This window comes from Curtobacterium sp. MMLR14_010 (assembly GCF_001865015.1).
Classification (GTDB): domain Bacteria; phylum Actinomycetota; class Actinomycetes; order Actinomycetales; family Microbacteriaceae; genus Curtobacterium.
This window is the reverse complement of record NZ_MJGV01000057.1, coordinates 212,345-237,969: the sequence shown is the minus strand read 5'-3', so window position 1 is coordinate 237,969 and position 25,625 is coordinate 212,345. Positions and strand designations below refer to the sequence as shown.

Annotated in this window: 25 protein-coding genes; 18 read left to right on the top strand and 7 right to left on the bottom strand. The window is 72.5% G+C overall.

The genetic code is table 11. From position 1 onward, the window contains the following. Positions 1-65 precede the first annotated feature (65 nt). Positions 66-830, top strand: a complete 765-nt coding sequence (locus BIU98_RS13765; protein WP_083393252.1) for an ABC transporter ATP-binding protein — start codon at positions 66-68, stop codon at positions 828-830. Beyond that, a complete protein-coding gene (locus BIU98_RS13760; RefSeq protein ID WP_071277010.1) occupies positions 827-2,104 on the top strand; it encodes an ABC transporter permease in 1,278 nt (425 codons plus the stop codon). Before BIU98_RS13765 ends, BIU98_RS13760 begins: the two co-directional genes overlap by 4 nt. A gap of 100 nt (positions 2,105-2,204) precedes the next feature. On the opposite strand, the gene BIU98_RS13755 is transcribed toward BIU98_RS13760, so the two are convergent. Beyond that, positions 2,205-2,480, bottom strand: coding sequence for a hypothetical protein (locus BIU98_RS13755; RefSeq protein WP_071277008.1), 276 nt, complete (start codon positions 2,478-2,480; stop codon positions 2,205-2,207). Between the two features lie 103 nt (positions 2,481-2,583). Between BIU98_RS13755 and BIU98_RS13750 the strand changes: the two genes are divergently transcribed. The 3 genes from BIU98_RS13750 to BIU98_RS13740 all read left to right on the top strand — a co-directional run bounded on the left by BIU98_RS13750 (position 2,584) and on the right by BIU98_RS13740 (position 5,417). Then, the gene (locus tag BIU98_RS13750) at positions 2,584-3,261 is read left to right on the top strand and encodes a hypothetical protein (protein ID WP_071277006.1); all 678 of its coding nucleotides are present in this window, start codon (positions 2,584-2,586) and stop codon (positions 3,259-3,261) included. Between the two features lie 261 nt (positions 3,262-3,522). Beyond that, entirely contained in the window at positions 3,523-4,968 is a 1,446-nt protein-coding gene (locus BIU98_RS13745; protein WP_071277004.1) for an NAD(P)/FAD-dependent oxidoreductase, read from the top strand. Between the two features lie 5 nt (positions 4,969-4,973). Then, positions 4,974-5,417 (top strand): SRPBCC family protein, encoded by a 444-nt coding sequence (locus BIU98_RS13740; RefSeq protein WP_071277002.1) that lies wholly within the window; start codon positions 4,974-4,976, stop codon positions 5,415-5,417. A 59-nt stretch (positions 5,418-5,476) separates the two neighbouring features. Here BIU98_RS13740 and BIU98_RS13735 read toward each other — a convergent pair whose 3' ends face one another. Next, positions 5,477-6,295, bottom strand: coding sequence for a shikimate 5-dehydrogenase (locus BIU98_RS13735; RefSeq protein ID WP_071277000.1), 819 nt, complete (start codon positions 6,293-6,295; stop codon positions 5,477-5,479). A 90-nt stretch (positions 6,296-6,385) separates the two neighbouring features. Between BIU98_RS13735 and BIU98_RS13730 the strand changes: the two genes are divergently transcribed. The 4 genes from BIU98_RS13730 to BIU98_RS13715 all read left to right on the top strand — a co-directional run bounded on the left by BIU98_RS13730 (position 6,386) and on the right by BIU98_RS13715 (position 11,543). Continuing rightward, positions 6,386-7,324, top strand: a complete 939-nt coding sequence (locus BIU98_RS13730; RefSeq protein ID WP_254787906.1) for an NADP-dependent oxidoreductase — start codon at positions 6,386-6,388, stop codon at positions 7,322-7,324. A gap of 84 nt (positions 7,325-7,408) precedes the next feature. After that, entirely contained in the window at positions 7,409-7,603 is a 195-nt protein-coding gene (locus BIU98_RS13725) for a PspC domain-containing protein (RefSeq protein ID WP_071276996.1), read from the top strand. 56 nt (positions 7,604-7,659) lie between these two features. Continuing rightward, positions 7,660-9,042, top strand: coding sequence for an L-serine ammonia-lyase (locus BIU98_RS13720; protein WP_071277138.1), 1,383 nt, complete (start codon positions 7,660-7,662; stop codon positions 9,040-9,042). A gap of 194 nt (positions 9,043-9,236) precedes the next feature. Next, entirely contained in the window at positions 9,237-11,543 is a 2,307-nt protein-coding gene (locus tag BIU98_RS13715) for a hypothetical protein (protein WP_071276994.1), read from the top strand. An 87-nt stretch (positions 11,544-11,630) separates the two neighbouring features. Here the strand turns inward: BIU98_RS13715 and BIU98_RS13710 are convergent, their stop codons facing one another. Genes BIU98_RS13710 through BIU98_RS13690 form a run of 5 tightly spaced genes read right to left on the bottom strand, consistent with a single transcriptional unit; the run spans position 11,631 to position 16,219 of the window. Beyond that, positions 11,631-12,470: a class II fructose-bisphosphate aldolase gene (locus BIU98_RS13710; RefSeq protein ID WP_071276992.1), complete on the bottom strand. Its 840-nt coding sequence runs from the start codon at positions 12,468-12,470 to the stop codon at positions 11,631-11,633. Next, positions 12,467-13,387 carry a 1-phosphofructokinase family hexose kinase gene (locus BIU98_RS13705; RefSeq protein WP_071276990.1) on the bottom strand — a complete coding sequence of 307 codons (921 nt, stop codon included), beginning with the start codon at positions 13,385-13,387 and terminating at the stop codon, positions 12,467-12,469. The genes BIU98_RS13710 and BIU98_RS13705 overlap by 4 nt, the downstream gene beginning before the upstream one ends. Beyond that, positions 13,384-14,349 (bottom strand): N-acetylglucosamine-6-phosphate deacetylase, encoded by a 966-nt coding sequence (locus tag BIU98_RS13700; protein WP_071276988.1) that lies wholly within the window; start codon positions 14,347-14,349, stop codon positions 13,384-13,386. Before BIU98_RS13700 ends, BIU98_RS13705 begins: the two co-directional genes overlap by 4 nt. Then, positions 14,346-15,341 carry an ROK family protein gene (locus BIU98_RS13695; protein ID WP_071276986.1) on the bottom strand — a complete coding sequence of 332 codons (996 nt, stop codon included), beginning with the start codon at positions 15,339-15,341 and terminating at the stop codon, positions 14,346-14,348. The genes BIU98_RS13700 and BIU98_RS13695 overlap by 4 nt, the downstream gene beginning before the upstream one ends. Further along, positions 15,341-16,219, bottom strand: a complete 879-nt coding sequence (locus tag BIU98_RS13690; RefSeq protein ID WP_071276984.1) for an SIS domain-containing protein — start codon at positions 16,217-16,219, stop codon at positions 15,341-15,343. Before BIU98_RS13690 ends, BIU98_RS13695 begins: the two co-directional genes overlap by 1 nt. A gap of 135 nt (positions 16,220-16,354) precedes the next feature. Between BIU98_RS13690 and BIU98_RS13685 the strand changes: the two genes are divergently transcribed. From BIU98_RS13685 to BIU98_RS13645, 9 genes are all read left to right on the top strand, one after another. Further along, the gene (locus BIU98_RS13685; RefSeq protein WP_071276982.1) at positions 16,355-17,143 is read left to right on the top strand and encodes a DeoR/GlpR family DNA-binding transcription regulator; all 789 of its coding nucleotides are present in this window, start codon (positions 16,355-16,357) and stop codon (positions 17,141-17,143) included. Between the two features lie 181 nt (positions 17,144-17,324). Beyond that, positions 17,325-18,536: a Gfo/Idh/MocA family protein gene (locus BIU98_RS13680; RefSeq protein ID WP_071276980.1), complete on the top strand. Its 1,212-nt coding sequence runs from the start codon at positions 17,325-17,327 to the stop codon at positions 18,534-18,536. Continuing rightward, positions 18,533-19,843 carry a sugar ABC transporter substrate-binding protein gene (locus BIU98_RS13675; RefSeq protein ID WP_071276978.1) on the top strand — a complete coding sequence of 437 codons (1,311 nt, stop codon included), beginning with the start codon at positions 18,533-18,535 and terminating at the stop codon, positions 19,841-19,843. The genes BIU98_RS13680 and BIU98_RS13675 overlap by 4 nt, the downstream gene beginning before the upstream one ends. A gap of 147 nt (positions 19,844-19,990) precedes the next feature. Next, complete coding sequence (locus tag BIU98_RS13670) at positions 19,991-20,941, top strand: carbohydrate ABC transporter permease (protein ID WP_071276976.1); 951 nt, start codon at positions 19,991-19,993, stop codon at positions 20,939-20,941. Beyond that, positions 20,938-21,846, top strand: a complete 909-nt coding sequence (locus BIU98_RS13665) for a carbohydrate ABC transporter permease (RefSeq protein WP_139200736.1) — start codon at positions 20,938-20,940, stop codon at positions 21,844-21,846. The genes BIU98_RS13670 and BIU98_RS13665 overlap by 4 nt, the downstream gene beginning before the upstream one ends. After that, positions 21,843-22,616 (top strand): hypothetical protein, encoded by a 774-nt coding sequence (locus BIU98_RS13660; RefSeq protein WP_071276974.1) that lies wholly within the window; start codon positions 21,843-21,845, stop codon positions 22,614-22,616. Before BIU98_RS13665 ends, BIU98_RS13660 begins: the two co-directional genes overlap by 4 nt. Beyond that, a complete protein-coding gene (locus tag BIU98_RS13655; RefSeq protein WP_071276958.1) occupies positions 22,613-22,840 on the top strand; it encodes a hypothetical protein in 228 nt (75 codons plus the stop codon). Before BIU98_RS13660 ends, BIU98_RS13655 begins: the two co-directional genes overlap by 4 nt. A 28-nt stretch (positions 22,841-22,868) precedes the next feature. Next, positions 22,869-24,557, top strand: coding sequence for a bifunctional 3'-5' exonuclease/DNA polymerase (locus BIU98_RS13650; RefSeq protein ID WP_071276955.1), 1,689 nt, complete (start codon positions 22,869-22,871; stop codon positions 24,555-24,557). 211 nt (positions 24,558-24,768) lie between these two features. After that, on the top strand, positions 24,769-25,611 hold the full coding sequence (locus BIU98_RS13645; RefSeq protein WP_071276953.1) for a phosphatase PAP2 family protein: 843 nt from the start codon (positions 24,769-24,771) through the stop codon (positions 25,609-25,611). Positions 25,612-25,625 lie beyond the last annotated feature (14 nt).

Sequence of the window (25,625 nt, the reverse complement as noted above, 5' to 3'; positions counted from 1 at the left end):
GAACGTCACGTGGTTTGCAGCAGATGCAAACTTTCACTCGTGCATCGGCCACTACGCTCAGGCGCATGACCACTCCCGTGCTCGAGGTCCGAGACCTCACGAGGACCTACGGCCGCGGCTCGTCGCGGTTCGACGCGCTCAAGGGGGTGTCGCTCGCGGTGAACCAGGGTGAGAGCCTGGCGATCGTCGGCAAGTCCGGTTCGGGCAAGTCGACGCTCATGCACCTGCTGGCGCTGCTCGACAAGCCCTCCACCGGGCAGGTGCTGCTCGACGGCACCGATGCGGCGACGCTCAGTGCCCGCGACGTGAACCGCACCAGGAACAGCACCTTCGGGTTCGTGTTCCAGCAGTTCTTCCTGACGCCGAAGACCTCGGTGCTCGACAACGTCGTGCTGCCGCTGAAGATCGCCGGCGTCTCCGGAGCCGAGCGGAAGCGCCGGGGGATGGCCGCCCTCGACGCCCTCGACCTGGCGGACAAGGCCAAGAACGACGCTAACGACCTGTCCGGCGGGCAGAAGCAGCGCGTCGTCATCGCCAGGGCACTGGTGGGGGAGCCGAGCGTGATCTTCGCCGACGAGCCGACCGGCAACCTCGACACGAACACCGGGCAGGTCGTCGAGGACCTGCTCTTCGGTCTGCAGCGCGAACGGGGCATCACGCTCGTCGTCGTCACCCACGACGAGGAGCTCGCCGCGCGCTGCGACCGGAGCGTGAACGTGCGCGACGGGCTCATCGTCGGCGGGTCGGACAACCGCGCCGTCGCCGTCGGGGCCTCTGCCGATGCGACCACCTCGGTCGCCTCCGACCAGCACGGAAGGCACTCCGCATGAACTTCCTCGACCTCCTGCGGACCGCGGTCGGCAACACCTTCCGCTCGAAGCTCCGCACCACGCTGACCGTCATCGCGATCTTCATCGGCGCGTTCACGATCACGCTGACCTCGGCGATCGGGACCGGCGTCGGCAACTACATCGACACCCAGGTCGCGTCCATCGGTGACACCGGCTCGCTGACCGTCACGAAAGCCGTCGACTCGTCCGCGACGGACAGCGGCCCGGCGAAGTACGACCCGGACGCCTCCACCCAGAGCGTCGACCGGGGTCCGGCGTCGTTCGGGTTCCTGTCGGCGTCCGACGTCGAGAAGGTCAAGGGCATCGACGGCATCGGCACCGTCCGCCCGGCCGTGGCGCTGAGCCCGAAGTACGCCGAGCACGATGACGACGGCAAGTACGTCGTCACGCTGACCGCCAACGCGGGGGAGCTCAAGGCCGACCTGGCGTCGGGGAAGCAGCTCGACGACGACACCAAGGCGAACCAGGTGATCCTGCCGACCGACTACCTGGAGAACCTCGGGCTCGGCAGTGCGAAGGCCGCCGTGGGCGAGGACCTGACCTTCGCGGTCGACGACTACCAGGGCACGGAGCACACCCTCACCGCCACGGTCGTCGGCGTGCAGAACGAGTCCCTCTTCGGCGGCGGTGCCGGCGCGAACACGGCCCTCACCGACGCCATGCAGGCAGCGCAGGAGATCGGCAAGCCCTCCTCGATCGCGACCTCGTACGCCAGCGCCTCGGCCACGGTGTCGTCGGGCGCTGACGTGTCCGACGTGAAGAAGGCCCTGGCGGACGACGGCTACACGGGCCAGACGATCCAGGACCAGCTCGGCCAGTTCCAGACGGTCATCAGCGGCATCGTCGGCGTGCTCAACGCCTTCGCTGTGATCGCGCTGATCGCCGCCGGGTTCGGCATCATCAACACCCTGCTGATGAGCGTGCAGGAGCGCACCCGCGAGATCGGGCTGATGAAGGCCATGGGCATGGGCGGCGGGAAGGTCTACACGCTGTTCTCGCTCGAGGCCGTGTTCATCGGCTTCCTCGGCAGCGCGATCGGTGCCGGCGTGGCGATCGCCCTCGGCACCGGGATCTCGAACGTGCTCGCCGGCACCCTGCTCAAGGACCTGCCTGGTCTGCAGATCCTGCAGTTCGCCCCGTCCTCGGTGATCACGATCATCCTTGTGGTGATGTTCATCGCGTTCCTCGCCGGCACGCTCCCGGCACGTCGCGCGGCCCGCCAGAACCCGATCGAGGCGCTCCGGTACGAGTAGCGCGCGGCGGCGGTCGGCATCGCGCCCCGCTCCGGTCATCGCGCCCCGTCACACCGGGGCGCGACGACCGGGGCGGGGCGCGACTCGTGGGGCACGGGAGTCAGGAGCCGTGGACTGTCCGCTGCCAGAGCGCGAAGGTGTGGGCGCCGACGGCGAGCACCAGCAGCACGACCCAGATCGCCAGGGCGACGACGGCGAGCAGGACGCCCCAGCCCGCCCGGCCCCGGGCGGCCGGCTCCTTCCGGAGCGAGGCGATCCCCAGGCTGAGCCCGACGATCGGGGCGAAGAACGTCCACCCGGCGAGCAGTGAGCAGATGCCCAGCACCAGGCTCGCGGTGCCGAGTCCTGTGCGGGTGGGTTCGGGTGCGGTGAGCATGTCGACGACGCTACGGACGCGGTCGAGGCGAGTCGTCCCTCCAGGCGGTGATCCGGGTCCACCTGCGGGCTGACGGACACCGGACGCCGGTATCGTTCGGGGCATGGCTCTGTTCGGACGGCGCAGCAAGACCTCGACCGAGCGACCCATCAGCCAGGTCGAGCTGAAGCGGGCCGTGGACGAGGGCTTCCTCATCTCGCGCGCGGCCATCGTCATCGCGGTCGCGAACCGGATCATCACGACGTCCCTCCGCGAGAACGGCTACTTCGACCACGCCGTCGCAGCCGAGGCCACGCGTGAGGAACTCCTCCGCATGGCGACCGAGCAGCGCGGCGACGCCGAGCGCATGCGGGAGATCCGCTCGAAGGCGATGAAGCAGAAGGGCCGGTCGAAGCACCAGCACGACTACCGCCGCGGCGACGACCTCAAGCTCCGCACGCGGGAGGCCACCTACGAACAGCTCGCCACGATACTCGAGCAGCGTCGGGACGACAAGGGCTTCGTCGACCGCATCGTCCTCGCCGCCCGGGCCCGCGCCTGGGACGACATCGGCACGACGGTCGTGGGGCGCCTCGGTTGGGCGCAGCGTCCGACCGAGGGGTACGAGATCGGCCGGGACGACCGCGTGCAGCAGATGCTCGACGAGGACTTCGCGGCGCTGCTCGCGGAGCACCCCGTCGGCTCGGGGCCCGACTCCGTGGAGGACACCGACGAGCCCGACGACGCCGACGCCGGCGACGAGGGCTCGGACGCGTCGGACGCCGACACCGCGCGCAGCTGACCCGCCTGCTCCGGCAGCACCTGGTCACGCTGGCATTCGTCGTCACGAGTGGACACGAACGTCGCAGGGCAAGAGCAAGTCTCGCGCGTCCGCCGGGTCGTCGAGGAGCTCCGGTAGTCTGGAGACGTACGCCCCAGGACCATTCGGCTCAGCCGGACTCCTGGGGCAATTGCTTTTCCCAGGGGAGTGCGGGACCGCCCACGAGGTGAGCTGACCCGCCGGCTCCGAAGCCACCGAGCCACACGGCCCTAGGCTCGACCCATGGTCGATGCGGTGGTTGTCGGGGCGGGACCGAACGGGCTCGCCGCAGCGGTGACGCTCGCGCGCGCGGGACTGTCCGTCGAGGTCGTCGAGCGGAACGACACGATCGGTGGCGGTGCCCGCACGTCGGAGCTCACGCTGCCCGGGTTCCTGCACGACGTCTGCTCCGCCGTGCACCCGATGGCGCTGCAGTCCGAGTTCTTCCGGCGCTTCCGGATGGAGGACCGCATCGAGCTCCGCCTGCCCGAGGTGCAGTACGGCCACCCGCTCGACGGCGGCCGCGCGGGCATCGCGTACCAGGACCTCGACCGCACCGCCGCGGAGCTCGGCGTCGACGGCCCCGCGTTCCGACACCTGATGGCACCGCTCGCGCGCAACGCCGACCAGGTCGCCGACTTCGCCACCGACGCCCTGCTGCACGTGCCGCGCCACCCGCTGACGGTGCTGCGCTTCGGCCTGCGGGCACTCGAGCAGGGCAGCGCCGCCTGGAACGTCCGGTTCCGCGGCGACACCGCCCCGGCCATGGTCTCCGGCGTCGCGGCGCACTCGATCCAGCACCTGCCCTCGCTGTCCACCGCCGCAGCGGCCCTGTCGCTCGGCTCCTACGCCCACGCCAGGGGCTGGCCGGTGCCGATCGGCGGCAGCCAGGCGATCGTGGACGCGCTCGCCGCCGACCTCGTCGCGCACGGCGGCACGATCACCACGGGGCACGAGGTCCGGTCGCTCGCTGACCTGACCCCCGCCAAGGCCGTGCTGTTCGACACGAGCGTCCCCGGGATGCTCCGGATCGCCGGGAAGCAGATCCCGACTCCGAAGCGCGGTGCCCTCCGCCGCTTCAAGTTCGGCAACGCCGCCGCGAAGGTCGACTTCGCGCTCTCCGACGCGGTGCCGTGGACGAACGCGGACCTGCGCCGCGCGGGCACCGTGCACATCGGCGGCACCCGGGCCGAGATCGCCGAGGCCGAGGGGGCCGTGGCCCGCGGGCAGCACGCCGAGCGGCCCTACGTCCTGGGCGCCGAGCCCACCGTCGTCGACCCGAGCCGCGCGCCCGAGGGCAAGCACGTCTTCTGGGCGTACGCGCACGTCCCCGCGGGCTCGGACGTCGACCCGACCGAGATGGTCACCCGCCAGATCGAGCGCTTCGCCCCGGGCTTCCGCGACACGGTCCTGGCGTCGAGCGCGCGGACCGCCGTGCAGATGGCCGAGTACAACCCCAACTACGTCGGCGGCGACATCGCCGCCGGTGCCGCCAGCTTCTGGCAGCTCGTCAAGCGCCCGGTCCTCTCGAGCGACCCGTGGCGGATGGGCGGCGGCATGTACCTCTGCTCCGAGGCGTCCGCCCCCGGGCCCGGCGTGCACGGCATGGCCGGGTGGCACGCCGCCAAGAGCGCCCTGCGTCACACCTTCGGTCTGCCGGAGGACGTCGACCTCACCCCGGAGGACTGATCACCATGGCCAAGAACGTCCGCATCATCCACTGCTCGCCGGAGGCCGTCTTCGACGTGCTCCGCGACGGCTGGCTCTACCCCACGTGGGTGGTCGGTGCGTCCCGCATGCGGGGCGAGGACCGGGGCTGGCCCGCGGTGGGCACGAAGATCCACCACTCGTTCGGCATCTGGCCGTTCGTGATCAACGACACCACGACGGTGCTCGAGTACGACGAGCCCCGTCGCATGGTCATCCAGGCGCGCGGCTGGCCGGTCGGCGAGGCCCGCGTCGAGGTCGAGGTCGAACCACACCCCCGCGGCAGCCGCGTCACCCTGCGGGAGAACCCGGTGAAGGGCCCCGGCTCCCTCGTCCCCGGCTTCATCGCGCAGCCCGGCATCTGGTTGCGCAACCACGAGAGCATCCGTCGGCTCGGCTGGGTCGCGGCAGGTCGCGTCAGCAGCCGCTGACCACGGACTGGAGGCTCAGGGCGACGCCGCCATGAGCCTCCAGTCCGGCCCGTGGCCGCCTACAGGGCCCGGCTGAACTCGCTCGCGCGGCGCACCTGGTCGTCGGTGAGGGCGACGCCCGTGTACCGCTCGAACTGGCGGGCCGCCTGGAGGGCGATCACCTCGGCACCCGTGATGACGTGCTTGTCGGCCTCCCGGCCGGCGCGCACGAGTGGGGTCTCCGGAGGGAACGCGACCACGTCGAAGACCGTGTGCGCTGCGTCGATGCGGGCCTGGTCGAAGGCGAGCGTAGCTGCCTGGTCGCCGTCCATGCCGAGCGGCGTGACGTTGACGAGCAGGTCGGCGTCGCCGGCGTCCGCCTCGGACCGCGCCCAGGCGTAGTCGTACTGCTCGGCCAGGGCCGGGCCGGTGTCCTCGTTGCGGGCGACCACGGTCAGGTGGTCGAAGCCGGCGCCGCGGAACGCCGCCGTGACCGCCTTCGCCATGCCGCCGGAGCCGCGCAGCAGCACGCGCGCGGACGGGTCGACGGCGTGCGAGGCGAGGAGTGCCGCGACGGCCTCGTAGTCGGTGTTCGACGCCGTGAGGACGCCGTCGTCGTTCACGACCGTGTTGACGGACTGGATCGCGGCGGCCGAGTCCTCGATGGTGTCGACGAGCGGGATGATCGCCTCCTTGAACGGCATCGACACGGAGCAGCCGCGGATGCCGAGCGCCCGGATGCCGGCGACGGCGCCGGGCAGGTCGGTCGTCGTGAACGCCTTGTAGATGAACTGCAGCCCGAGCTCGTCGTACAGGTAGTTGTGGAACCGGGTGCCGATGTTGCTCGGACGGGCAGCGAGCGACATGCACACCTGCATGTCCTTGTGGAGGATGGGCATGCGGTCAGTCTCCCATGACGACGGCGATGGAGCGGTCCACTGGATGTCGCTCACGCGGGAGGACGGGGGAGCAGCGTAGGGTCGCGGACGATGAGCGATCTGCCTGAGACCATGCGAGCCGTCCGCTTCGACCAGTGGGGAGACCGGAGCGTCCTCCGCGTCGACGAGGTCCCCGTGCCACCGGTCGAGCCCGGTCGGGTGCTCGTGCGCGTGCGCGCCGCCGGGATCAACCCGGGCGAGTCCGCGATCCGCCAGGGCCTGTTCGACGGCGAGGACCCCGCGAAGCTGCCGTCTGGCCAAGGCACCGACTTCGCCGGCATCGTCGTCGCGGTCGGCGAGGGCGTCGACGGCGTGGACGAGCGCGAAGAGGTCATCGGCTGGTCGTGGGACCGCGCGAGCCACGCCGAGTACGTCTCCGTGCCGTCCGACCAGGTCGTCCAGAAGCCCCGGCTGCTCGACTGGACCGTCGCCGGCGGACTCGACGTCGTCGCGACCACCGCGGCCGCTGCCGTGCGCGCGGTCGACCCCCGCGCCGGGGAGACCGTCGTGGTCTCCGGTGCAGCAGGCGGCGTCGGCGGCTTCGTCACGCAGCTCCTGACGAACGAGGGCATCGACGTGATCGCGGTCGCGTCCGAGGCGAACCACGAGTGGCTCGCCTCCAAGGGCGCCCGCCCCGTGGCGTACGGCGACGGCCTGCAGGAGCGCATCCAGGAACTGGCGACGAACGGCACCGACGCCCTCATCGACACCCACGGCGCCGAGTACGTGCACCTCGGCATCGCGCTCGGCATCCCCGCCGACCGCATCGAGACGGTCATCGCGTACGAGGCCGCGGCCGAGGTCGGCGCGAAGACCTCCGGCAGCGTCGACACCGCCGACCCGGAGATCCTCGGGGCGCTCGCCCGGATGGTCGCCGACGGCGAGATCGAGGTCCCCGTCGCCGCCACCTACCCGCTCGACCGCGTGCAGGACGCCTACGAGGAGCTCGAGCAGGGCCACACCCGCGGCAAGATCGTCCTGGTCCCCTGACGTGGACGGGTGGGGGCAACCCCACCCGACACCCGGGGGCGATCCGCCTGCTGTCATCCGGCCGCACCCCGTAGCGTCGTCCGCATGACCTCTCTCATGCGTCCTCGTTCCGGCCGTGTCCTCGCGGGTGTCTGCGCCGGACTGGCCGACCGCTTCGGCTGGTCGCGGCTGTTCGTCCGCGTCGCCTGGATCATCCTCAGCCTGTTCCCCGGGCCGCTCTGGATCACCTACGTGGTCCTGTGGATCGTGATGCCGGCGGAGGGAGGGCGCCGCCGCTGACCTCGTCGCGCGACCGCCCGGGAGCTGCTCCGTCCGGACGGGTTAGGGTGGCGGGCGTGCCGGTCTCCGTCTTCGAGCTGTTCAGCATCGGTGTGGGGCCGTCGAGCTCGCACACCGTCGGACCCATGCGGGCCGCGGCCGAGTTCGCCGAGCGCGTCGCGCTGCTGCCGGTCGTCACGATCCGCGTCGACCTGTACGGCTCGCTCGCGTCCACGGGCCAGGGCCACGGCACGCTCGGCGCCGTCGCGGCCGGGCTGACCGGGGAGCTGCCCGAGTCGATCGACCCGGACGCCATGGTGCAGTCGCTCGACGACCTCGAGCACACCGGCACGCTGCGGCTCTCGGGCGGGCAGGTCGTCCCGTTCCGCCTCCGGGACGTCGTGCAGCACCCCCTGACGATGCTGCCCCGGCACCCGAACGCGCTGCGGCTCCGCGCGTTCGACGACACCGGCACGCAGCTCGCCGTCGAGACGTACTACTCCGTCGGGGGTGGGTTCATCACGCGCGACAGCGACGACGCCCCCGCGGACGTGGCCGAGGCCGCGATCCCCGTCGACGACGCCGTGCCGTACCCGTTCTCGAGCGGGGCCGAGCTGCTCGCCGCCTGTGCCGCGTCCGGGCTGCCCGTCAGCGGGATCGCCCTGGCGAACGAGACCGCCACCCGGACCGAGGACGAGGTCCGCCGGGGTCTGCTCGAGATCCACGGCGTGATGGAGTCCTGCGTCGACCGGAGCGTCCGACGATCTGGCACCCTGCCGGGCGGGCTCGAGGTCCGCCGTCGAGCCGCGAACTGGTTCGAGCAGCTCACCCGCGACGACCCGCACCACGACCCGCTCTTCGCGATGGAGTGGACGAACCTGACCGCGATGGCCGTGAACGAGGAGAACGCGTCCGGCGGACGGGTCGTCACGGCGCCGACCAACGGGGCCGCCGGCATCATCCCCGCGGTGCTCTTCTACGCGCTGACGTACGTGCCGTCGATCACGCCCGAGCGTCGCGACGACGCCGTGGTCCGGTTCCTGCTGACCGCCGGTGCCATCGGCTCGATCTACAAGGAGCGGGCCTCGATCTCGGGCGCCGAGGTCGGCTGCCAGGGCGAGGTCGGCTCCGCGGCGTCGATGGCTGCCGGGGGACTGGCCGAGCTCCTCGGCGGGACGCCCGAGCAGGTCGAGAACGCCGCGGAGATCGCGATGGAGCACAACCTCGGGCTGACGTGCGACCCGATCGGCGGACTCGTGCAGATCCCCTGCATCGAACGCAACGCCATCGCCGCGAACAAGGCCGTCAACGCCGCGCGGATGGCCCTGCGCGGCGACGGCGTGCACCACGTGTCGCTCGACCAGGTCGTCGAGACCATGCGGCAGACCGGCGCGGACATGTCGACCAAGTACAAGGAGACCGCCATGGGCGGCCTCGCGGTGAACGTCCCGCTCTGCTGACCGGACCAGCGCGGCGGAGGTGATCCGAGCCTCCCGGCCGCCCGTCGCCACCCGTGGAACGAGTGTTGTGCTCCACAACTGGGGGAGGCTCCTGGGCTGCCCTGCGGGGTAGCGTGCACCGTCCCCCTGACGTCCCGGGGTGACCGGCGCCCACGGATCGGGCACCGTCCCGAGTCACGGAGCGACCCCCCTTGATGTCCCACCGCACCCCGTCCCTGTTCACCGCTGCGGCCGTCGTCACGGCGCTCGCCGTCGTCGGTGTCACCGTCCCGGCCGCGACCGCCTCGGCGGCGCCCGCCGCCCCGATGCAGGTCGTGCCCCAGCGCACCCTGCCCGTGCCGACGGACCCGACCACGGGCGCGACGCCGGACACCGAGGCCGTCGACCTGACGGTCGTCCTGCGGCCCACGGACCAGGCCGCGCTGCGCGCCCTGCCGACCACGACGACCGGAGCGTCTGGTGACGAGCGCGCAGCCGCCGTCGCCGAGGTCGCTCCGGAGTCCGACGACCGTGCCACGGTGCACGCGGCGCTCACCGCGGCCGGCTTCGCCGTCACCGACGTGGACACGTGGCAGGTCGAGGCCCGTGGCACCGCCGCGCAGGCCGAGGCCGTGTTCGGCGTCGAGCTCCTCGGCACCGGCGACGGGATGCACCCGGCTGCCGACCCGGTGCTGTCCGGCGTCCTCGGCGGTGCCGTGACGAGCGTGCTCGGGCTGGACACCCGGCCCGTCGTGTCGCACGCTGCCGTGCCCGGCGGATACGCCCCCGCCGACCTCGCGAGCGCCTACGCGTCCTCCACCGCGTCGTCCGCCGGAGCCGGTGCGACGATCGCGACCGTGCAGTTCTCCGGCTGGGACCGCAACGACCTGGCCGCGTACGCGGCGGCCGTCGGCCGCCCAGTCCCGGCCCTCGACCAGATCGCCGTCGACGGTGCCGACGTGCACCGGGGTGACGGGTACGGCGGGGAGACTGAGGTCGCGCTCGACCAGGAGGCGCTGCTCGCCGTGGCACCGTCGGCTCGCCACCGCGTGTACATCGCCCCGAACTCCTTCCAGGGGATGTACCACGCGTACAGCGAGCTCGCGGACGACGTCCGCTCGGCCGGCATCACCGCCGTCAGCATCTCGTGGGGCGGGTGCGAGTCGCTCCTGTCCGACGGCGCCCGCATGGCGCTCGACGACGCCCTCGACCGGGTCGTCGCCGCCGGGGCGACCGTGTTCGCGGCGTCCGGGGACTCCGGCGCGACGTGCCAGAGCGGCCCGTCGACGACGATCCGCGACGTGAGCTACCCGGCGTCCTCCCCGGCCGTGGTCGGCGTCGGCGGCACCGCGCTGCTCGGGTCCCGTGGGCGCTGGAGCGAGACCGGGTGGTCGAACGAGTACGGCGCCGGTGGGGGCGGGACCTCGGGCGCGTACGCGAGGCCGAGCTGGCAGACCGGCGCCGGGGTCACCGGCACGAAGCGGCTCGTCCCCGACGTCGCCGCGGTCGCCGACCCGACGACCGGCCCCGGGATCTGGCTCGGCGCCTCGCACGGGTTCGTGTACGGCGGTGGGACGAGCCTGGCGTCGCCCGTGGTCGCCGGCCAGTTCGCCGCGGCGCTGTCGGCACGCGGTTGCGCGGCGGGCGTGGGCGACGTCCACGGGGTCCTGTACGCCAACCCGGGGGCGTTCCGCGACGTGACGACCGGCTCGAACGGCACCTTCGCCGCGGCTGCCGGGTACGACCGTGCCACCGGGCTCGGCACCCCGCAGTGGTCGAGGCTCGGTGCGCTCCTGCCCGTCGCGTCCTCGTGCCCGGCGCCGATCGGGGCCGCAGCAGCGCGGGCCTCGGCGACGTCCGTGACCTCGTCCGCAGCGACCGTGCCCGCCGGCACCTCGATCCACTCGCCGAACGGGCAGTACTGGCTCGACCTGCAGCAGGACGGCAACCTCGTCGAGTGGGGCAACGGCCGTGTGCTGTGGTCCACCAAGACCTCCGGCGCGGGGAACACCATGTCGCTCGGGACGAACGGCGTGCTCACCGTGCAGTCGGCGTCCGGCGCCGTGCGTTGGTCCTCGAAGACGGCCACCTCGTCCGGGTCGGCCAAGCTCACCGTGACGGACACCGGCGACGTCCGGGTCACGGCCGGCGGCGGGCGCGTGCTCTGGCACGACCGGGCACCCGGGGCGGACCGGCTCGTGCCCGGTGCCTCGTTGGTACAGGGGCAGAGCCTGTGGGACACCGCGGGCAAGCGGCGACTCGTCATCCGGGCGGACGGGCAGATGCGCGTCATGATCGGCAGCCGCACGGCGAAGCGGGTGAACAGCGGCGGTGGCGGGTCCTCGTTGCAGATGGCCCCGAACGGCGACGTCGTGCTGTGGGACCGGTTCGGCAAGCGGGCGTGGTCGACGGGGACGTCCCGTGCCGGCGGCGCGAAGGTCACGCTGCGGATGCAGACCGACGGCAACCTGGTGTTGCGCAAGGGCACGAAGGTGCTCTGGAAGAGCGGGACGAAGGGCTGAGGCGGGCCGGGTCGCGCCCGGGAGCCAGCGCCGGGGCACCGGGCGGCCGGCGCCGGGCGGCCCGGCGCCGGGCCGACCGGCTCGGGGTCAGGCCGTGGCGAGCAGGGTCAGCAGGCGGCTCGTCTCGGCCGTGACCGCGTCACGACCCGCTGAGACGTACTTGCGCGGGTCGACCAGGTCCGGACGCTCGTCGAGCACCCCGCGCACCGCCCGGGTGAACAGCCCGTTCAGGTGCGTCGAGATGTTGACCTTCGTCATGCCCGCGCGGACAGCGCCCTGCAGCTCCTCGTCCGACAGGCCCGACGAGCCGTGCAGCACGAGGGGGACCGGCACGGTGTCGCGCAGGCGGGCGACGAGGTCGCGGTCCACGGCGGCCTCCCGCGTCTGCATCGCGTGCGAGGTGCCCACGGCCACGGCCAGGGCGTCCACGCCGGTCGCCGCGACGAAGGCCGCTGCGTCCGTGGGGTCGGTGCGGACGCCGGGTGCGTGCACGCCGTCCTTGCCGCCGACCTCGCCCAGCTCGGCCTCGAGCGCGATGCCTGCGCGGTGGCATCGCTCGGCGAGGACCCGGGTGGCGGCGACGTTGGCGTCGTAGTCCAGGTGCGAGCCGTCGTACATGACGGAGTCCACCCCGAGGGCGATGCCCTGGTCCACCAGGTCGACGTCCTCGATGTGGTCGAGGTGCACGAGGACCTCGACGTCGGCGGCGCGGGCGATGGCCTGGGTCGCGGTCGTGATCGGGGCGAGGCCGCCGTGGTAGCGGATGCAGTTCTCGCTGATCTGCAGGACGACGGGCAGGCCGGCGTGTTCGGCGCCGGCGACGATCGCCTCGGCGTGCTCGAGCAGGACGACGTTGAAGGCGCCGACGCCGTGGCGCGCCGAGCGGGCCGAGTCGAGCAGTCCGGTGAGGGCGAGGTCGGTGATCATGCGGTGCTCCGGGTCGGTTCGGTGTCGGTCAGGAAACGGTGGACGGCGGCGCGGTCGACCTCGCCGGCGACGGGTCGCAGGACGGCAGCGGCGCCGAACGCCGCGGCGGTGCGGAGGGCGGTGGTGACGTCGGTGGCGTCCCGCGTGAGGGCGAGCACGAGTCCCGCGGTGGCCGCGTCGCCCGCCCCGGTCGGGTTGCCGGTGACACCGGGGACGGCTCCGACCTCGACGACCTCGGAGCGGGTGTGGGCAGCGATGCCGTCAGCGCCCCGCGAGACGACGACCGTGCCGGCGCCGCGGTCGAGCAGTGCGAGGGCCCCGTCGCGCTCGTCCGCGCAGCCGGTGGCCTCGGCGAGCTCCTCGCGGTTGGGCTTGCAGAGCGTGGCGCCGGCGTCGGCCGCGGCCAGGAGCGCGGGCCCCGAGCAGTCGGCGACGACGAGCACGCCAGCGGCGACGGCGTCGGTGATCCACGGCGTCACGACGTCGGCCGCGGTGCCGACGGGCAGCGAGCCGGAGACGACGAGGGCCTCGGCGGTCGGGAGCAGCGCGCGGACGGCCTCGTCCACGGGGAGCCAGGCGGCGGGCGGCACGGACGGTCCGGGTTCGCCGAACATCGTCGGGTGCGCGTGGTCGTCGACGACGGTGACCGTGGTGCGCGTCTCGCCGGGGACCGGCACGGCCGTGGCGGCGAGCCCGAGGGCGGCGACCGCGTCGGCCACCCAGGACCCGGACGCTCCGCCGAGCGGCAGGACCGAGTGCGTCTCGACGCCCTCGCCCGCCAGGACCCGGGCGACGTTGAGGCCCTTGCCGCCCGGCAGCCGGTCGACGGACCGGACGCGCTGGGTGGTGCCGATGCGCTGCTCGTCGACGCGGTAGGTGACGTCGACGGCCGGGTTCGGGGTGACGACGACGATCATGCGGACGCCTCGGTGTGGGGACGGACACGGCCGGTGGTCGTGTCGACGACGATGCGGTCAGGGGTCGCCGGGAGTCCGAGGACCGCCAGCGCCCGTCCGGAGCTCGCGTCGACGGCCTCGTCGAGGGGCGTCCCCGCTGCCAGCAGACGCAGGAAGCCGTCGAGCACCGTGCTCGTGCTGCCCGCCAGGGACGACCCGTCGGCGAGCATCGCGACCCCGTCCGACACGACGACGTCGGACCCGGCGATCCGGTACCGCCCGTCGTCGCAGCCGGTGGCGGCCATCGCGTCGGACACCAGGACCATCCGGCCCCCGGTGCTGCGGCGGACCAGGTCCACGGTGACGTCGTCGAGGTGGTGCCCGTCGACGATCGCCTCGACGTGCAGGCGGGGGTCGGTCAGGGCGACCCCGACGGGCCCGGGGGCACGGTGGTGCAGCGGCGGCATGCCGTTGAAGACGTGGGTGACGAGTCGGGCGCCGGCGTCGACCGCACGCGTGACGGTGTCGGCGTCGGCGTCCGTGTGACCGATCGCGACGACGACCCCGGCCGCGGTCAGGCGTGCGACGGCGTCGAGGGCACCGGGGAGCTCGGGGGCGATCGTCACGATGCGGAGCGTGCCGACGGCGGCGTCCAGGTAGCGGTCCACCTCGGCGGGGGTCGGGGCGTGCAGGAGCCCGGCGGCGTGCGCACCGCGGCGGGCGGGCGACAGCCAGGGCCCCTCGAGGTGCAGGCCGGCGAGCACGCCCTCGGCGACGAGTGGTCCGAGACGCCGGAGCGCCGCCACGGTGTCGTCGGGCGTGCCGGTGGCGATCGAGGCCACCATCGTCGTGGTGCCCCGGCCCGCGTGGTGGGCGACGGCAGCGCGGGCCTGGTCGGCGGAGCAGCTGGCGAAGTCGTGACCGAGGGCGCCGTGGGCGTGCAGGTCGACGAAGCCCGGGACGACGAGGTCGTGGGCGGTCATGCGCGGCCGCCCGTCGCCGCGGGCGAGTCGCTGTCGGTCACCGCGATCGTGGCGGCCGCGGTGTGCGTGTCGAGCAGGTCCCGCGCGAGCAGCCCGGCACCGATGGCCCCGGCGGCGTCACCGTGGCGCGCGGGCAGGAGCGTCGGCGCACGGAGCCCGACGAGCCGGTCGGCCACGGCCGCACGGAGGGGGTCGAGCAGCATCGCACCGGACTCGGCCAGGCCGCCGCCCACGACGACGGCGTGACAGCCGGCCACGGCGGTGATCCAGGCGATCGCCTCACCGAGCACGTCGACGCACTCGTGCCAGACAGCGGTCGCCACGGGGTCGCCCTGCTGCACGCGGAGCATCGCCGCGTGGGCGGACGCGGTGCCGGCACGCCGTGCGACGGCGCCCGCGGAGGCGATCTCCTCGACGCGGAGTCCGGCATGGGGACCGTGCTGGATGCGGACCTGCCCGATCTCGCCGGCCCACCCGCCACCGGACACGACGGCACCGTCGACGACCAGGGCACTGGCGAGCCCGGTGCCGACCGGCACGAAGCCGACGGACCCGCGGTCGAGCGGCTGGGAGGCGCCGAGCACGGGACGGGTCTCAGCGAGGGCACCGGCGCGCACGTCGTGGCCGAATGCCACGGGGACGTCGACACCGCGGGCGAGGAGGGCCGCGTGGATGCGGGAACGGACGGGGACACCCTGCCAACCGAGGTTCACGGCGAGGACGGACACCCCGGTGGCCTCGTCGACGACCCCGGGCACGACGACCCCGACGGCGTCGAGCCCGGCGTCGACGGCGACCCCACCGGAGTGCGCTGTGCTGACCGCGGTGGCCGCCAGCTCGGCGACCACCTCGGCGAGCTGCACGGCGTCGGGGTCGGCACGCGGGGTCGGGACACGGTGCTCGCCGAGCACCGTGCCCGCCGCGTCGGTGATCCGGGCCTTGATGCCCGTGCCGCCGACGTCGACCCCGAGCACCAGCCCCGTCGGGCCCATCAGGTGAGGATGACCGAACGGGTCAGCGACCGCGGGTGGTCCGGGTCGAGACCGCGGCGCTCGGCCAGGGCGACGGCGAAGCGGTGCACGACGACGAGCCCGGCGATCGGGTCGAGCTCGTGCCGGACGAAGCGGGCGCCGGTGGCGGCGACCTCGTCCTCGAGGCCCTCGGGCGACTCGCCGAGCGACCAGACCAGACGGCCCGGCTGCGCGATGGCGATCGGCCCGTGGCGGTAGTCCATCGCCGGGTACGACTCGGCCCAGAACTGTGCGGCCTCGCGCGTCTTCAGCGCGGCCTCGAACGTCAGGCCCACGGCGGCACCACGGCCGACGAAGGACACCTGCTCGGCGTCGAGCAGGTCGTCGATCGGCAGCGTGAGTGCCGTCTCCGCCTGGGCGGCGAGGGCGTCGACGTCGTCGCCGATCGACGCGCGCAGCAGTGCGAGCGTCGTGGTGGCGAAGCGGGTCTGCACGACGCTGCGCTCGTCGGCGAACGGCAGCGCGACGACGTCGTCGGCCTCGGCGGCAGCGGGGCTGTCGGCGACGGCGGTGATGAGCACGGTGCGCTGGGTCGGCAGTGCTGCGAGCAGCGAGACGATCTCCGTCGTCGTGCCCGAACGGCTGATGGTGACGACGCGGTCGTAGTCGCGACCGGTCGGGTACTCCGAGCCGGCGAAGGCGTCGGTGACGCCGAGTCCGGCCTGCTCACGGGCGACGGCGTAGCTCATGGCGATGAACCAGCTGGTGCCGCAGCCGACGACGGCCACGCGCTCGCCGGGCTGGGGGAGGGAGTCGACGAACGAGGGCAGCAGGGCCGCAGCAGCGCGCCACGTCTCCGGCTGCGACGCGAGCTCTTCGCTCACGAAGGTGTCGGTCATGGGTGCCTTCCGATCCGGGGTCGATCCGAGGTGATCGACGTGGTTGGGAGCATAGCGAGCGATCGTGCTCGAAGCGAGGGCAAAACGTCATTTCCGATCAGAGCCGGTGGTTCCACCGCCCGTAGGATGGCCCCCATGACTCCGCAACAGCGGCTCAACGCCCTGCTCGAACTCGTGAGCAACCGGGGCAACGTGTCGATCTCCGAGATCGGCGACGTGCTCGGCATCTCGGCCGCGACCGCCCGCCGCGACCTCGCCACGCTCGCCGACCAGCGCCTCGTCACGCGCACCCACGGCGGGGCCGCTGCGCTCGGTGCCGGGTACGAGCTGCCGCTGCAGTACAAGATCGCCCGCCAGGCCGAGGCGAAGACCGCCATCGCCCGCGCGACGGCAGCGCTCGTGGCCCCCGGCGACACGGTCGGGCTCAACGGCGGCACGACCACGACCGAGGTGGCACGCGAGCTCGGCAAGAGCGAGCGCTTCATCCGCTCCGACGGCGAGTACGGCATCACGATCGTCACGAACGCGCTGAACATCGGGTACGAGCTGTCCGTCCGCGCGAACGTCAAGATCGTGGTCACCGGGGGCGTGGCGCGACGTCAGTCCTACGAGCTCATCGGACCGCTGGTGCGCGACACCCTCGACGAGTTCGCGCTCGACGTGGTCGTCCTCGGCGTCGACGGCCTGACCGGGCAGTACGGCGCCACCACCATGCACGAGGGCGAGGCCGAGGTGAGCCGGCACTTCGCCTCCGTCGGGCGGCGCGTGATCGTCGTGGCCGACTCCACCAAGGTCGAGCGCTCCACGTTCGCGCGGATCTGCCCGCTGGACCGCATCGACGTCCTCGTGACGGACCAGCCGGTCCCGCCGTCGTTCGCGTCCGACCTGGCCGCTGCCGGGGTGGAGCTCGTCGTCGCGGACTGATCCCGAGCCTCCCGGCTCGCCCTGGCCCGTCCTGGCGGCCTCTGGCGCCCGCTGGCGCCCTGCGGACGTTACCGGTGTGTAAAACCCTTGCATCTCGCTTCCGTGAGCGATCTGTGATCGCATATTGTGCATCCATGATCGATTTGGCATCATTGCCGTCACAATCACGCAAGGGAGCGAGATGACCGTCAACACGAACGAAGGCCTCCGCGTCGCGGTGATCGGGATGGGTCAGCGGTCGTACATCGCCCGTCACGTCGCCGACGCGGTCGCGTCCGCCTCCGACCTGGAGGCCCGGGTCACCGCCGTCGTGGACGTCACCGCGGCGGGTCGGGAACGCGGGCACGCCGAGTACCCCGAGGCACAGGTGGTCGAGGACCACCGGGCCCTGGCCGGACTCGTCGACGCTGCGATCGTCACCACGCCGGACTGGACCCACGCCGAGATCGCGACCGACCTGCTGCGCGCGGGCATCGCCGTCTACCTCGAGAAGCCCCTCGCCATCACGGTCGAGGACGCCGACGCGGTGCTCAACACGGCCGCCGAGACCGGCACCCCGCTCTACGTCGGGCACAACTTCCGGCACGCCGCCGTGGTGCGCCTGATGCGCCAGGTCATCGAACGCGGCGAGATCGGCGAGGTCAAGGCCGTCTGGGTCCGCCACTTCGTCGGCAACGGCGGCGACTACTACTTCAAGGACTGGCACGCCGACCGCACCAAGGTCAACTCGCTGCTGCTGCAGAAGGCCAGCCACGACCTCGACGTGATCCACGCCCTCGCCGGCGGGTACACGAGCCGCGTCGTCGGCATGGGCTCGCTGTCGGTCTACGGCGACGTGACCGACCGCCGCGACCGCAGCGACGAGCTGATGACCGACTGGTTCTCGTTCGACAACTGGCCGCCGGCCGAGCAGACCGGGCTCAACCCCGTCGTCGACGTCGAGGACGTCTCGATGGTGATGATGACGCTCGACAACGGCGTGCAGGCCAGCTACGAGCAGTGCCACTTCACGCCGGACTACTGGCGGAACTACACGGTGATCGGGACGCACGGGCGTCTCGAGAACATCGGCGACACCGGCGGCGGCGTGGTCAAGGTCTGGAACCACCGGCGGAACTGGGACGTCCAGGGCGACGTCGAGTACCCGATCGACGGGGTCGAGGACGGCCACAGCGACGCCGACCTGCTCACCATGACCGAGTTCCTGCGCTCCGTCGCCTTCGGCGAGCCGACCTCCCTGTCGCCCATCGCGGCACGGGCAGCGGTCGCCGCCGGAGCCCTCGCCACCCGCTCGCTCCGCAACGGCTCCGAGCCGATCGACGTCCCCACGCTGCCCGAGGCGACCCTCCGGCACTTCGCGACCACCTCCGTTCCCGAAAGGACCACCCGATGACCGCTCCCACCGCCCGTCCGGGCCGCGGCCGACGCCGCGCCCTGCTCGGTCTCGCCGCCGCCGTCAGCGCCGTCGCGCTGCTCGCCGGCTGCAGCACCTCGTCCTCCGGCGGCGCCGGTGGCTCCGGCGAGGTCGCGAAGGACACCAAGGCGAACCTGACGTACGCCGTCTGGGACCAGAACCAGGTGAAGGCGATCAAGGCCAACATCAAGGGCTTCAACGAGAAGTACCCGGACATCAAGGTCAACGTCGACGTCACGCCGTACGCCAGCTACTTCACGAAGCTGCAGACGCAGGGCTCGAGCAACACGCTGCCCGACCTGTTCTGGATGAACGGCCCGAACTTCCAGCTGTACGCAGGCAACGGCAAGCTCGCGCCGATCACCGACGAGGTCAAGTCCGGGGCGATCGACCCGGAGAACTACTCGTCGGCGCTCAACAAGCTCTACACGTACGACGGCAAGCAGTACGGCGTGCCGAAGGACTTCGACACCATCGGCGTCTGGATGAACAAGTCGCTGTTCGAGCAGGCCGGCGTCGCGATGCCGTCGAAGGACTGGACCTGGGACGACTTCCAGAAGACCGGTGCCGAGCTCTCCGCGAAGCTGAAGAGCCAGGGCGCCTACGGGGCCGCTGCGGGCATGGACGGCCAGACCACGTACTACGACACGATCTTCCAGGCCGGCGGGTCCGTCATCGACGGCAAGCAGTCGGAGTACGACTCGAAGGCGACCGAGGAGGGCCTCGCCTACTGGGCCGACCTCATCAAGTCCGGCGCATCGCCCACGATGCAGCAGCTGACCGACACCACCGCCGACCAGTGGTTCACGTCCGGCAAGGTCGCGATGTACCAGGGCGGCAGCTGGTTCCGCTCGGCACTGATCGGCACGGACATCGAGAAGGACGTCGTCGCCTACCCGCTGCCCAAGGGCAAGGAGCAGGCAACGGTCATCCACGGCGTCTCGAACGTCGTCGCCGAGGCCTCGAAGAACAAGGCCGCGGCGCAGGCGCTGCAGGCCTACATGGCCTCGAAGCCCGCCCAGCAGCAGCAGGGCGACATGGGCGCGATCATCCCCGCCTACACGGGGACGCAGGACGCCTTCACGAAGACCATGCCGGACGCCGACCTCCAGGTGTTCCTCGACGCGGTCAAGTACGCCAAGCCGCTGCCGGTGTCGAAGAACACCGCCGCGTGGAACACCCTCGAGACGAACCTGCTCCCGAGCGCCTTCGACGGTTCGAAGCCGGTCGACGAGGTCGCGAAGGAACTGGCCACCAAGATGGACGCGGCACTCGCCAAGGAGTGACGGCCCCGGTCGACCGGCCGGGCCTGATCCCCGGCCGGTCGACCGTCCCGTGTCCCACCTCCACCGACCCGCTCGCGGGCCACGTCCCGCTCGTGCGGGACGTCCCACCAGCACCCGATCCGACCGCCCTGGCCGAGGAGCGACCCGATGACGACCAACACCCAGCGACGCGGAGCCGTACAGGCATCCCCGCCCCCGACGACGAGAGCACCCCGCGACGCCGGAGCGCCGCGCACCGACGGCTTCTGGCCGTGGCTGTTCGTGCTGCCGCTGCTCATCGGCGTCGGCACCTTCTTCATCTGGCCGATCATCCAGACGTTCTACTACTCGTTCACCAGCTGGGGGGTGTTCGGCGGGTCGAGCTTCACCGGCATCGCGAACTACGTCCGCCTGGTCACCGACCCGCAGCTCTACCAGTCACTGTTGAACACGGTCGTCTACACGGTGATCGTCCTGCTCGGCATCCCGATCGCGGTGTGGCTCGCGAGCCTGCTGAACACGCCGGGCCTGCGCTTCGCCCAGTTCTACCGCGTGCTCTTCTTCCTGCCCTACGTGGCGATGCCGGCCGCGATCGCCCTGGTCTGGCGCATCATGTTCAACGGCGACTTCGGCATCGTGAACTCGTTCCTCGGCCTGTTCGGCATCCAGGGCCCGTACTGGATCTCCACCCCGGGCTTCGCGCTCGTCGCGGTCTCCCTGGTCGGGCTGTGGTCGTCGCTCGGCTTCTCGATGATCATCCTCGGCGCCGGGCTCAAGGACATCCCGCCGGAGCTGTACGAAGCGGCCGAGCTCGACGGAGCCAGCCGCTGGCGCCAGTTCCACTCGGTGACGGTGCCGCTCCTCAGCCCGAGCATCTTCTTCGTGCTCATCGTCACGACGATCTCGAGCTTCCAGCTGTTCGACCTGCTCTACGCGATCCTCGGCCCGCTGAACCCGGTGATCCCGAAGACGATGTCCCTCGTCTTCTACTTCTACAACTCCGGGTTCGTCGACGGTGACAAGGGCTTCGCGGCCGCGATCGCGATGGTCATCTTCCTGCTGATCGGCATCATCACGGTCATCCAGTTCCGCGTCCAGAAGAAGTGGGTCCAGTCATGACCGGCATCATCGCCGCCACCGGCACCAAGGCCGCCGTCGCCACGAAGGCGTCCAGCCGCACCCGGACCCGCGCCCGCTCCGGCCCCCGTCGGCGGCAGGGCAGCCACTGGTGGATCCACGTCGTGCTCGGCGTCGGCGGGTTCGTCATGGCGTTCCCGTTCATCTGGCAGATCATCATGGCGCTGTCCACCAACGCGCAGGTGACCTCGCCGACGCCGGTGTTCTGGCCGGGGCAGCTGCAGTGGCAGAACTTCGCGCAGGTGTTCGAGCGGCTGCCGTTCCTCAGCCAGCTCGCGACGAGCGTCTGGGTCACGCTGATCCGCACCGTCGTCCAGATCATCCTCTGCACCTTCGCCGGGTACGCCTTCGCCCGCATGCGGTTCCGCGGCCGCGGGCTGATCCTCGGGATCGTGCTGTCGATCCTGCTGGTGCCGTCGCAGGTGTACCTGATCTCGCAGTACCAGATCGTGCAGGGCCTCGGCTGGCTCGACACCCTCGCCGGCATCGTCGCTCCTGGCCTGTTCAGCGCGTTCGGCACCTTCCTGATGCGGACGGCGTTCCTGAACATGCCGGCCGAGCTCGAGGAAGCCGCCCGCATGGACGGCGCGAACCCGTTCCAGACGTTCTGGCGGATCATGCTGCCCCTGGCGCGGCCGTCGATGAGCGTCCTCGCGATCACCACCGTGCTGTGGTCCTGGAACGAGCTGCTCTGGCCCCTCGTGGTCTCGACCCGCGCCGAGTCGATGCCCCTGGCCGCCGGGCTCGCCACGCTGTCCAGCGACCGGACCGTCAACTACCCGGTGCTGATGGCCGCCAGCCTGATGGCCATGGCCCCGGTGCTGATCATGTTCATCGTGCTCCAGCGTCGCGTGATCGACGGGCTCGCCTCGTCCGGCCTGAAGTGAGCCGGGAGGCCCTCCCCACCTCCGTCGCGCTCCTCGCGTCCGTCGTCGGTTCTGCCCAGGGCCCCACCGAGACCGCGCGGGCGCTCGCCGACAGCGTCGCGCACGTGCCGGAGCCCGAGCAGGACGAGCTCGCGTTCGCCGCCGTGCTCGCGGTCCTGCCGACGACCCACGACTGGCTCGTCGCCCACGGACTGACGGCGGCGCAGGCGGACGCGAGCATCGCGGACGTGGCGCGGAAACGCGACCGGTACGGCATCCGGGGCACCGGGTGGGACTGGTTCTGCGCCATCGTGACCGGACGCGTGGTGGCCGTGGGGCGCCTCCAGTTCGAGGTCGGCACCCACCTGCCCGACGGGACCCCCGCGTGGGGCGTCCACGTCCCCGAGACCGGGCCGCTCGACCCCGCTGCCTGCGCGCGGTCGTTCGCCGCCGCACCGGACGTGCTCCGCCGCCTGGCACCCGATCACGAGGCGAGGGTGTGGAGCTGCCGGTCCTGGACCCTCGACCCGGGGCTCGCGACCGCGCTCGGACCCGAGGCGAACCTGGTCCGGTTCGCGGAACGCTTCGACCTGCTCCCGCCCGGTCCGCACGACGAGGACGAGGGCGACCACAGCGCGGCGAAGTTCGTGTTCGGCACCGACCTCGACGCGGCGCGCGGCACCGTCCCGCGCGGCCGCGTGCAGACCGCCGTGCACGAGCGGTGGGCCGCCGGCGGGCACTGGACGGAACGCACCGGCACCGCGCCCGTCGGGGTACCGTCCTCGGCATGAGCGAAGCGGACCGCGACCACCTCGACGACGGCGTCGACATGACCTTCGACGAGCGGCGACACGACACCCTGCGCCGGATGTCCGGGTCGGACGCCCAGGACGAGGCGCCCCGGGTCGAGGTCGACGAGCTCGACGACGGCACCGTGCGCATCGACGTCGCGGACAGCGCTGCCGTCCGCCCGGGCGACCCCGACGGCCACGCCGCGGAGCACCCGGGACGCTGACGACGGTGGGGCACGGCATGATCGGTGCGTGCACCTCGTCCTCAGCCGCGTCGACGGCGGCGTCCTCGCGACGCCCCTGACCGACTCGGGGACCCCGCAGGGCAAGCCGACCCGGATCGCCGAGCCGAGCCTCCCGGCCTTCGTCGCGCAGCACGAGGCCACCGGTGTGCGCTGGGTGTGGGACGACACCGCCCGGTGGTACCCGGCCGTGCTCGCGGCGGGTGGTCGCGTCGCGCGGTGCGTCGACCTGCGGCTCGGCCACCGGATCCTGCGCTCGGCGCTCGCCGCGCGCGGGTCGGCGCTGCAGCAGGCACCCGCGGGGCCGTGGGACCAGGCGGCTCCGCTCGAACGTGCCGCCCGACCGGCGGCCCAGACGCAGCTCTTCGACGACGCGCTGTTCGGCAGCGGTCGAGCCGACGACGCCGCCGACCCGGTGGACGAGCTCCGCGCGCAGCTCGCTGCCGTCGCCGGGGCGACGGACCCCGGCGCGCTCCGGCTGCTGCTCGCCGCGGAGTCCGCCGGGTCCCTCGTCGCGGCCGAGATGCGCTTCGGCGGGCTGCCCTGGCGGGTCGACGTGCACGAACGGCTGCTCGAGGACACCCTCGGTCCTCGGGTGCCATACGGCGTCCGGCCGCGGCGGCTCGAGGAGATCGCGGACGTCCTCCGCGCCCGGCTCGACGACCCCGCGCTGAACCCCGACTCGCCCGCCGAGGTGCTGCGGTCCCTGCGCCGTGCGGGGCTCGTCGTCGAGAGCACCCGCAAGTGGGAGCTCCAGCAGCTCGAGCACCCGGCGATCGAACCGCTGCTCGAGTACAAGCGCCTGTACCGGCTGCTCACCGCGAACGGCTGGTCGTGGCTCGACGAGTGGGTGCAGGACGGCCGCTTCCACCCGGAGTACGCCGTCGGCGGGGTCGTCACCGGGCGGTGGGCCGCGAACGGCGGTGGGGCGATGCAGCTGCCGAAGGCCGTCCGGGCCGCGGTGATCGCCGACGACGGGTGGAAGCTCGTCGTGGCCGATGCCGCACAGCTCGAGCCGCGGGTGCTCGCCGCGATGGCGGGCGACCTCGCGATGGCCTCGGCTGGCGACGGGCGGGACCTCTACGACGGCGTCGTGGCCTCTGGTGCGGTCGAGACCCGGCAGCAGGCCAAGGGCGCGATGCTCGGCGCGATGTACGGCGCCACCCAGGGCGAGGGTGGCCGCCTCGTGCCGCGGTTGGCGCGGGCCTTCCCCCGGGCACTCGAGCTCGTCGAGCAGGCGGCACGGGCGGGGGAGCGCGGTGAGCCCGTGACGACGCGGCTCGGGCGGACGTCCCCGGTGCCCGAGGCCTCGTGGTTCGAGGCCAGGAACCGCGCGTGGAGCATCGAGGGCACCCCGGCGATGCAGCGCGCGGTGGAGTCCCGGGCGCGGAGCTGGGGGCGGTTCACGCGGAACTTCGTGGTGCAGGGAACGGCGGCGGAGTGGGCCCTGTCGTGGATGGCGTCCCTGCGCACGCGGCTCGCTGCCCGGTGGCAGGGGCCCGTGCGGGACGGCGCCCACCTGGTCTTCTTCGTGCACGACGAGATCGTGGTGCACGCCCCAGCAGCTGACGCGGCATGGGTCGCCGAGCAGGTCGCGGCGGCCGCGGTCGACGCGGGGCGCATCCTGTTCGGGACGTTCCCGATCACGTTCCCGCTGTCGGTCTCCGTCGTCGACGACTACGGCAGCGCGAAGGACTGACGGCCCGCGCCGGTGGCGTGGCGGCGCGGGCGCCCGGCGCGGGTGCGGGTGCCTGGTGCGAGCTCGGCCACGTGGTGCGCCGTGCCGTCCTCGCACGGGGTGGCCGAGCTCGCACCAGCCGGGGGAGCGCGCACCGTGCGAGGCCACCGGAGAGACCGCGCGCGCGACACCGCGCGCGGGGCTCTCGGGTGGGGGCGGGCACGCTGGGCAGATGGACAGCGAGCAACGAGCACGTGAACCCGGGCACCCGGAGCAGGCCGACCGGACGCTCGGGGACGTCGACCTCACCACGTGGCGCACCCCGGCCGGCCGGGCGTCGGCCGAGGCCTCGGTGCGGCTCGGGCACCGCTTCGGCGCCCTGCCCGTGCTCGTCGTCACGCTGCTCATCGGCATCGCGATCGCCGCGCTGGCCACCCTGCTCGCGTCCGAGGTCTACGACGCCGTCCGCGAGGCCGACGACGTCGCCGTGCTCGACCGCCCGGTGCTCGACTGGATGATGTCCGCGCGGACGCCCGGCCTCGAGACCGTGGTGACCTGGTGGACGAACGTCGCGGGGACGATCGGGATGCCGATCGTGGCCGTCGCCTTCCTGGTCGGCTTCACGATCCAGCGTCGCCGGTGGACGCCCGTCGTGCTGCTCGTCGCCGCGAGCGGCGGGTCGCTCCTCATGACCATCGCCGGCAAGGACCTGATCGGCCGCGCCCGACCGCCGCGTGCCGATGCCGTGCCGCCGTACGAGCACTCGCCGTCGTTCCCGTCCGGGCACACGCTCAACGCCACGGTCATCGTCGGCACGATCGTCTACCTGCTCATCCTGCGGCAGTCCCGGCGGGTGACCCGGGTGACGACCATCGTCGTCGGGTCGCTGTTCGTGCTGTCCGTGGGGGTGTCCCGCGTGTTCCTCGGGCACCACTGGCTCACCGACGTGCTGGCCGCGTGGGCGCTCGGCATCGCCTGGCTCGCGCTCGTGGTGACGGCACACCGGCTCTACCTGACGGCACTCGCCCGCGACCGGGGCCGCGACCGGGCACCCGTCGCCCGACACGAGGGCTAGCACTCCGCCCACGT